General features: G+C 73.2%; 7 protein-coding genes and 1 pseudogene. 4 read left to right on the top strand and 4 right to left on the bottom strand.

The window, feature by feature from the left end:
* The 3 genes from I5E_RS02065 to I5E_RS02055 form a co-directional block, all read right to left on the bottom strand.
* Positions 1 to 275: hypothetical protein (locus I5E_RS02065; RefSeq protein WP_022905536.1), on the bottom strand; the 275-nt coding region annotated here is incomplete at its 3' end.
* Between the two features lie 9 nt (positions 276 to 284).
* On the bottom strand, positions 285 to 866 hold the full coding sequence (locus I5E_RS02060; RefSeq protein ID WP_031261097.1) for an Asp23/Gls24 family envelope stress response protein: 582 nt from the start codon (positions 864 to 866) through the stop codon (positions 285 to 287).
* The gene (locus tag I5E_RS02055) at positions 863 to 1420 is read right to left on the bottom strand and encodes an RNA polymerase sigma factor (RefSeq protein WP_031261095.1); all 558 of its coding nucleotides are present in this window, start codon (positions 1418 to 1420) and stop codon (positions 863 to 865) included. The genes I5E_RS02060 and I5E_RS02055 overlap by 4 nt, the downstream gene beginning before the upstream one ends.
* A 143-nt stretch (positions 1421 to 1563) precedes the next feature.
* Here I5E_RS02055 and I5E_RS02050 point away from each other — a divergent pair, with 143 nt between their 5' ends.
* Together I5E_RS02050 and I5E_RS26860 are read left to right on the top strand one after the other, a co-directional pair.
* Positions 1564 to 1797 (top strand): hypothetical protein, encoded by a 234-nt coding sequence (locus tag I5E_RS02050; RefSeq protein ID WP_022905533.1) that lies wholly within the window; start codon positions 1564 to 1566, stop codon positions 1795 to 1797.
* Positions 1798 to 2215: 418 nt separating this feature from the next.
* Positions 2216 to 2629, top strand: coding sequence for a helix-turn-helix transcriptional regulator (locus tag I5E_RS26860; protein ID WP_369007684.1), 414 nt, complete (start codon positions 2216 to 2218; stop codon positions 2627 to 2629).
* Positions 2630 to 2698: 69 nt separating this feature from the next.
* On the opposite strand, the pseudogene I5E_RS26855 reads toward I5E_RS26860, so the two are convergent.
* A pseudogene (locus I5E_RS26855) lies at positions 2699 to 3697 on the bottom strand (acyltransferase family protein); the annotation flags it as partial.
* Positions 3698 to 3806: 109 nt separating this feature from the next.
* Between I5E_RS26855 and I5E_RS02040 the strand changes: the two are divergent.
* Both I5E_RS02040 and I5E_RS20960 read left to right on the top strand, forming a co-directional pair.
* Positions 3807 to 4472, top strand: coding sequence for a response regulator transcription factor (locus tag I5E_RS02040; RefSeq protein WP_031261092.1), 666 nt, complete (start codon positions 3807 to 3809; stop codon positions 4470 to 4472).
* Positions 4469 to 4742 (top strand): hypothetical protein (locus I5E_RS20960; RefSeq protein WP_042723495.1); only part of this gene is annotated, 274 nt, incomplete at its 3' end. The genes I5E_RS02040 and I5E_RS20960, both read left to right, overlap by 4 nt.

The raw sequence follows: 4742 nt of genomic DNA, 5'->3' as shown, positions 1-4742 counted from the left end.
GGTCGCTCGTCGACGAGGTCGCGGACGCGCTCGCCCACCTCGCGCACCGTGTCGGTCGCGGGGCGGGTGTCGTCGACGGCGATGCCCGCGTGCACCCGCAGCGTCGTGCCCTCGCGCTGCACGTCCACCAGGACGTCGGGTTCCTGCAGCGAGAAGGTGGACGCGACGGCCTCGGCGGCGGCCTGCACGAGTGGCCGGCTCGGGTAGACCCCCGTGACGCCCGGGACGCTCCGGATCCGGTCGGTGAGGGCTCGGGACAGGGCTTCGTCGCTCACGTCGTGCTCCTAGGGCAGGTGGACGTCGTCGAACACGACGTCGATGGACGCCACGGTCATGGCGGTGTGCCGTGCGAGGGCCGCCGCGATCCTGTCCCTGAGCCGGTCGGCGGTCTCGGCCGCCGGCGCCCCGTAGACCAGTCCGGCGGTGACCCGGACGTGCACCGGGGCTCCGGGGTCGCCGAGCTCGCCGTCGAGCGTGCAGCTGCCCATCACGACGCCGCCCATCGTGTCGCCGGCGCGACGGACCAGGCCGCGCACGGCGGCCTCGGTCATCGCGAGTCGGAGTCTCGGGTCGGGGTGGGGGACCGGGACGTCACGACCCGGTCGGACCTCGGAGCGGATCGTCGCGAGCAGACGGTCGATCCAGTCGGTCTCGCGGTCCGGCTCGGCGTCCGCCCGACGCTGCAGGGCACCGAGCGAGAGCTCCCGCAGGCGTGCCATGTTCGACAGCGCGAGCCGGCAGGACGCGGACGCCTCGATGGCGGGGTCGCGTGGGGTCCGACCACGGTCGAGGTAGTCGGCGAGCTCCTCCATGGTGTGACCGTCGAGGTCGTCCTCGGGAACGGGGACATCGTCGATGTCGCTCATCGCCATGCCTCCATCTCCACGGTCAGGAACCGACGGGCACGGGCGAGCAGCCCACGCACCGTCGACACCGGCAGTTCGAGTTCGTCGGCGATCTGCTGGTAGCTGTAGCCGGCGGTCTCGCGGAGGAGCCAGCACCGCCGCTGGTCTGCGGGGAGGCGGTCCAACGCGGTCCACATCGCGTCGAGCTGCATCCGCGTCTCGACGATACGCTCCGGCTGCCTGGTGGCGTCCGTCGGGTGCTGTGCGCCGTCGACGTCGTCGTGGTGGCGGCGCCGACGGAGCCGGTCGAGCGCCTTCCGGGTGACGATCTGCATCATCCACGGACGGAACCGCGCGGGGTCGTTGAGGTCGGAGAGTCGACGCCACCCGGTCAGGAACGACTCCTGCACGACGTCGTCCGACTCGACGTTCGAGCCGAGCATCTGCTCGGCGTACACGCGCATCACCGGCCCGTGTCGACGCGCGAGCACCTCGAAGGAGCGGACGTCGCCGTCGGCGGCGCGGACCACCAGGGTGGGGTCCTCCGCACGCAGGAGGGGATCGTCGTGGTCCATCCCCGCCTTCCGATCGTCGCCGGCGGCCGCCGTCCGACGGCCGTCCCGTTCCACACTGCACCGGGCGGCGGGGACACGCCCGGGTGCACCGGACGGCGACGGATCCGTGACGGATCCGGTCCCCACGACGTCCACATGACGGAATGATCGACGACACCAACACCACCCCCGTGCCCGACGCCACCGATCCGGTCCGCTCCGCGGCGCCGTCGGGCGTCGGCGCGGACCGACTGCCCCGCGACCTCTGCCTGAGCGTCTTCGACCGCTGGCGCTGCGGGCTCGCCCACGGACACGGCGGGCACCACGAGTCCCTCGACGGGGGATCGGCCGCGCGGTGGAGCGACGGCGCGACGGGTCGGCGGCTCAAGGACCTGTAGCGCGGCGAGCGCCGGCCCGGACCGCTGGTTGTGCGGGTGGCGGGTGGCGGGTGGCGGGTGTCGGGTGGCGGGCGGCGGGCGTCGGGTGGCGGGCGTCGGGTCTGGGTGCAGCGCCGCACGGTGCGACGTCCGCCACTCCGTGCGAGCTTGCCCGCTGGGTGCCCCGCTACAACCCCGCACCGATCGGGCACCTCCGCACCCGGTGAACGAGCTCGCACCGTGCGAACCGACGGCGCACCGCGCCGCACGGTGCGACGTCCGTCACCCCGTGCGAGCTTGCCCGCTGGGTGCCCCGCCACACGCCGACGGGATCGGCGTGCGCCAGCCGGTGTCCGTCGCGGACCCGGAAGCCGCCGCCGCGATCCGTGCGGTCGCCGGCGAGCTCGCGCGCGAGCACGACCGCGAGGTCCCGTCCCGGATGGTGCTGCAGCTGCTGCTCCGTGCGGTCCTCGTCCTGCTCGAGCGCGGCGCGGCAGCGGCCGCCGACGACGGGGTGGAGGACCCGCTCGCGACCCGGTTCCGCAAGGAGGTGGAGCGGCGGTTCACCGAGCTGCACACCGTCGCCGAGTACGCACAGGTCCTCGGGCACAGCATCCGGACGATCTCCCGCGCCGTGGCCCAGGGGAACGGCACGAGTCCGAAGCAGCTGATCGACCGGCGGATCGCGCTCGAGGCGCAGCGCCTGCTCGGGTACACCGACCTCCCGGTCGCGCGGATCGCGGAGCGTCTCGGGTTCACCGAAGCGACGAACTTCAGCCGGTTCTTCCAGCGGACGACCGGGATCAGCGCGACGCGGTTCCGGACGGAGCGTCGGCCGCCGGTACGGCGCTGACCGGCGCTGGTGTCTCCCGAGGAGCACTGCCCGGGCGGGGAGCTCCACTCCGTGGTGGAGCCCTGCGGCGAGCGCCGTCGCGACCACGAGGGCGAGCAGCGCGTGCAGCACCGCCGCGCGGCCTCTGGGGTCGACGGGGAGGACGGTCGGGAGCCGCTGCAACACGAGCAGGTGCACGAGGTAGAAGGCGAACGAGAGCTCCCCGAACCAGCGCATCGGCGCGCTGGCGAGCGGACTCCGGCGGCCCGACAGGTCGATGCGGGCCAGCGCCGTCACGAGCAGCCCGTACCCGACGACCGTGAAGCCGCTGAGGTGCCACGGGCTCGAGGGTTCGGCGGTCGCAGCCGCGTACCCGACGGCCGCGAGCGGGACCGCCAGCGCGAGCGGTGCGCCACGCCACGCTCCGGTCCGCATCAGTCGTGCGACCGCGACGCCGAGGAGGAACTCCGGGAACCGTGCGATCGGCGAGTGCCCCGCGTCGACCGGGATCGGGAGCACGGCCTGGACCGCGTGCAGGCCGAGCAACGGCTCAGCGAAGGTGGCCACGACCGCCGCGACCGCGACGACCGCCAGCGCCGTCGTCGACACGCGCCGGAGGACCAGGGTGAGCAGCGGGAAGGTGGCGTAGAACGCGGCTTCGCAGACCAGGGACCAGCTCACCGGGTTCCCGGCCTGCCACCAGTCGGGCCGCCACGCGCTGATGAGCAGGGCGTTCGCGACGACCGAGCCCCGCGACGGACTCACGATCTCCGGGACGACGGGGGCCACCACGGCGACCGCGAGGGCGAGCGCGGTGAGGTGCAGTGGGGCGATCCGAGCGATGCGCGCCCACCAGAACCGTTGTGGGCTCGTCTCGTCGCGGTGGGACCAGGCCAGCACGAACCCGGACAGGACGAAGAAGAGCGACACCCCGGTGTCGCCACCGCCGACGACGCGGGAGAGGAGCTCCTCGGACCGGCCGGAGAAGAAGCCGACGTTCCGCAGGTGGTAGGCCCAGACGGCGAGGGCTGCGCACCACCGCAACCCGGTCAGGGAGGGCAGCGCGCGCGGTGTGAGGGTGACGGACATGCCGCGAGTCCACCGGAGCCGGTGTTGCGAGCGCGTCCGTCCGACCCCTTACGTTCGCCTTACCCCGGCGCCCGTATCCTGCTCCGACACGACGAAGGGTTCTGACATGGTGCGCGTGTTGGTGGTCGAGGACGAGCCGTTCCTCGGGGACGCCGTGCAGACCGGACTGCAGCTGGTCGGGCTCAGCGTCGACCTGGTCCGTGACGGTGCCGCGGCGCTGGAGGCCGTCGACGTGCACGCGTACGACGTCGTCGTGCTCGATCGTGACCTGCCCCTCGTGCACGGTGACGACGTGTGCCGCGCGCTGGTCGCGATGCCGGAGCCGCCGCGCGTCCTCATGCTCACCGCGGCGACCACGGTCGGGGACCGGGTGTCCGGGCTCGCCGTCGGCGCGGACGACTACCTCGGGAAACCGTTCGACCTGGCGGAACTCACCGCCCGCGTCACGGCGCTGCACCGCCGACCCTCCGCGGTCGTCCCGCCGACCCTGCACCGCGCCGGCCTCACGCTGGACCCGTTCCACCGCGAGGTCTTCCGCGACGGCCGTGTCCTGCACCTGTCCCGCAAGGAGTTCGCCGTCCTCGAGGTCCTCATGCGCGCGGGCGGCGGCGTGGTCAGCGCCGAGCGACTGCTCGAGAAGGCCTGGGACGAGCACGCCGATCCGTTCACCAACGCCGTGCGGGTGACCGTGTCGACACTCCGCAAGAAGGTCGGAGCCGACCGGATCGAGACGGTCCCAGGGGTCGGGTACCGGATCGCTCGGGTCACGTCGTGACGCGGGAGCGGCTGCGGCGACCGAGCGGGATCCGACTCCGGATGACGCTGCTCGGCACCGCGGCGGTCCTGGTGGGCGGGATCGCGGTGCTCCTCGTCGTCGTCTGGATCCTCACGATCATCCCCGGGTTCACGATCACCGCGGGGCCGTTCCCCTACGGCACGACGCACGACGTCTTCACGGTGCACGGGGCGCAGGACGTCCTCACGCTGTTCTGGTTCTGCTCCGTCGTCGTCCTCGTGCCGTTGACCGTCCTGGGTGGCGTCGTGA

Origin of the sequence: Curtobacterium sp. B18 (assembly GCF_000333375.1) — a bacterium.
In the GTDB taxonomy this organism is placed as follows: domain Bacteria; phylum Actinomycetota; class Actinomycetes; order Actinomycetales; family Microbacteriaceae; genus Curtobacterium.
This window is presented reverse-complemented; position numbering and strand designations above follow the sequence as displayed.

What these genes read in the sequence shown, in the direction of transcription:
- I5E_RS02060 (WP_031261097.1), bottom strand. Translation starts at nt 866, where the DNA reads ATGAGCGACATCGACGATGTCCCCGTTCCCGAGGACGACCTCGACGGT.
- I5E_RS02055 (WP_031261095.1), bottom strand. Translation starts at nt 1,420, where the DNA reads ATGGACCACGACGATCCCCTCCTGCGTGCGGAGGACCCCACCCTGGTG.
- I5E_RS02050 (WP_022905533.1), top strand. Translation starts at nt 1,564, where the DNA reads ATGATCGACGACACCAACACCACCCCCGTGCCCGACGCCACCGATCCG.
- I5E_RS26860 (WP_369007684.1), top strand. Translation starts at nt 2,216, where the DNA reads ATGGTGCTGCAGCTGCTGCTCCGTGCGGTCCTCGTCCTGCTCGAGCGC.